Raw genomic sequence first — 2,325 nt, 5'->3', positions numbered from 1 at the left:
AAGAAAATATTAGTAAGAAAAATTATGAAATGGTGAAGGAAAAAGCTCAAAAGCTATCGGAGCTTTTTAAAAATACTCTATTTGTTGATAGCTATGAGTTTAATAAGGAACTAGAAAAGTCATCTATAACTGAAAACTTATTTCAAAATGCTATAGTTGTTATTTTAATCTTAATAACTGGATTAAGTATATATAACAATATTAACTATAATTTAATATCAAGAATAAGGGAACATGGCATTATGAAAGCCATAGGGCTTACAAAAAAACAGTTTAGAAAGATGATAAGATTTGAAGGACTAATGTATGGAACTATATCAGGTATATTTTCCTGTATAGTAGCACTTATAGTTGAAATAGGGATGTTTGTTTATGAAATATATATATTCCCATTGTATTTATTGCCAATACCAACATACGTAAAAAGTTTTTTTATAGATTGGAAACCTTTTTTAATAGTAATAATTATAAATTTAGTTTTAAACTATATAGCTACAATAGGACCTAGAAGACAAGTGGATAAAATTGAAATAACTGAGGCTATAAGAGCTGTAGAATAAGATAAAAAAGCTCCTTATTTGCTCTTTAATTATGTAAACTCATATTAAAGATGCAATAAGGAGCTTTTTATTTTAGGGAAAAAGGAAAACTAATAGTATTTTGTTAGCATGACAAAATTGTAAGAAAAAATAAATGGTTTTGTAATATTTATATGCTATTATTTTTACATGATAATTAAAAAGGCTGTAAATAAATTATAGAAAGGGACTTAATTATGAAAAAATCAAAATACAATGTTTTAATAATAGCATTAATTGCACTAGCATTTATTTTTATTAAAAAAGAAATAGTAACAGGAACTGTAAGCTTAAGTGATACAAATCAATTAATACCTATACTTATGTATCATCATATTGTAGAAGAAGGTGAGGAAACTAATAAGATAACAGTAACTAATAAAAGATTTAAAGAGGATATGGAATACTTAAAAAATGAAGGATATAATACTATATCTTTTAAAGAATTGATTGAATTTGAAGAGGGTAAAGGAGATCTTCCGGACAAGCCTATAATAGTTACTTTTGATGATGGTTATGAAAATAATTATAAATATGCTTATCCTATATTAAAGAAAGATAATATGAAAGCTACTATATTTATATTAGGTGCTAGAATGGGAATAACTAATTATAATAGGGATTCTAAATATTCATATATGTCATGGGAACAAGCTAAAGAAATGCAAGAAAGTGGAGTTATAGAAATACAGCCTCATTCTTACGATCTTCACTATTATAAGGAGAGTTCTAAACATGGACATGGAGTATTGCCTATGAAAAAAGAGACTAAAGAAGAACATTATAATAGATTTTTAGAAGATACGGAAAAAGTAATGAAACTTATTAAAGATAAAGTGGGTAGTGAAAGCTATGTTTTTGCATATCCCTATGGAGATTATAATGAGACAAATGAAGAAGTTCTTAAAGATTTGAATTTTAAGGTTACCCTAACTACTAGAAGTGAATATGCAGATATATCTAATGGATTATACGGACTTAAAAGAATAAACGTACCTAGCCATAAAAAATTAAAAGAATTACTTATTAATTAATATATAGCTTCTATAAGAGAAAATCGTCCCATATATGATATAATATCTATAATAAAACAAAAGATGGGGTGATAAAATGACCCAAGAAGAATTTCAAAAGACTGTACTGAACGAATTAAAAGGACTAAGGGAAGATGTGACTGGATTAAAGGAAGGCGTAGGTGGATTAAAGGGAGACGTAGGTGGATTAAAAGAGGATGTAGCTGGATTAAAGGGAGATGTAAGGGCTCTTAAAGAGGAGCAAAAGCAGCTGATTAGTAGGGTAGGCGCCTTGGAAAAAGGCCAGAAAGAACTGACAAGTAAAGTAGGTGCCTTGGAAAAAGGCCAGAAAGAACTGACAAGAAAAGTAGACATAATGGACAAAAAAATAGATATAATATATGATCAAATAGCTTGTTTAACTGAGTTTAAAGAAAAGATTACTAAGGATATTGAAACTAACAAAGCAGACAATGAGGTATTAAAAGAAATGGTAGCTAGACATGAAATAGAAATTAAATCTTTAGAAAAAAGGATAGGTTAAATTAAGAGGACTCTTTAAAGAGTCCTCTTAATTTAGATTTTGTATAGCAATGCCTAGTGCTCCTGGTCCAGTATGAACTCCTAATGCTGGGCTTATTTGCCCTTCAGTATATATATTACAATAAGGAAGTTTAGACATTAATTCTGATTTTATTTCCATAGCCTCTTTTTCAGCATTACTATGGATAATT

3 protein-coding genes are annotated in these 2,325 nt (G+C 28.2%); all 3 read left to right on the top strand.

Going from position 1 to position 2,325, the window contains the following annotated elements; translation table 11 throughout:
• Positions 1–560, top strand: a 560-nt coding sequence (locus VK071_07995; protein ID HLR35249.1) for an FtsX-like permease family protein, incomplete at its 5' end; no start/stop codon positions are given.
• A gap of 215 nt (positions 561–775) precedes the next feature.
• On the top strand, positions 776–1,612 hold the full coding sequence (locus VK071_07990) for a polysaccharide deacetylase family protein (protein HLR35248.1): 837 nt from the start codon (positions 776–778) through the stop codon (positions 1,610–1,612).
• Between the two features lie 76 nt (positions 1,613–1,688).
• Positions 1,689–2,135, top strand: coding sequence for a hypothetical protein (locus tag VK071_07985; protein HLR35247.1), 447 nt, complete (start codon positions 1,689–1,691; stop codon positions 2,133–2,135).
• Positions 2,136–2,325 lie beyond the last annotated feature (190 nt).

The organism is Tissierellales bacterium, from assembly GCA_035301805.1.
Classification (GTDB): Bacteria; Bacillota; Clostridia; order Tissierellales; family DATGTQ01; genus DATGTQ01.
Note: the sequence above shows the minus strand (reverse complement) of the source record. Positions and strands in the feature narration are given on the sequence as shown.

What these genes read in the sequence shown, in the direction of transcription:
- VK071_07990 (HLR35248.1), top strand. Translation starts at nt 776, where the DNA reads ATGAAAAAATCAAAATACAATGTTTTAATAATAGCATTAATTGCACTA.
- VK071_07985 (HLR35247.1), top strand. Translation starts at nt 1,689, where the DNA reads ATGACCCAAGAAGAATTTCAAAAGACTGTACTGAACGAATTAAAAGGA.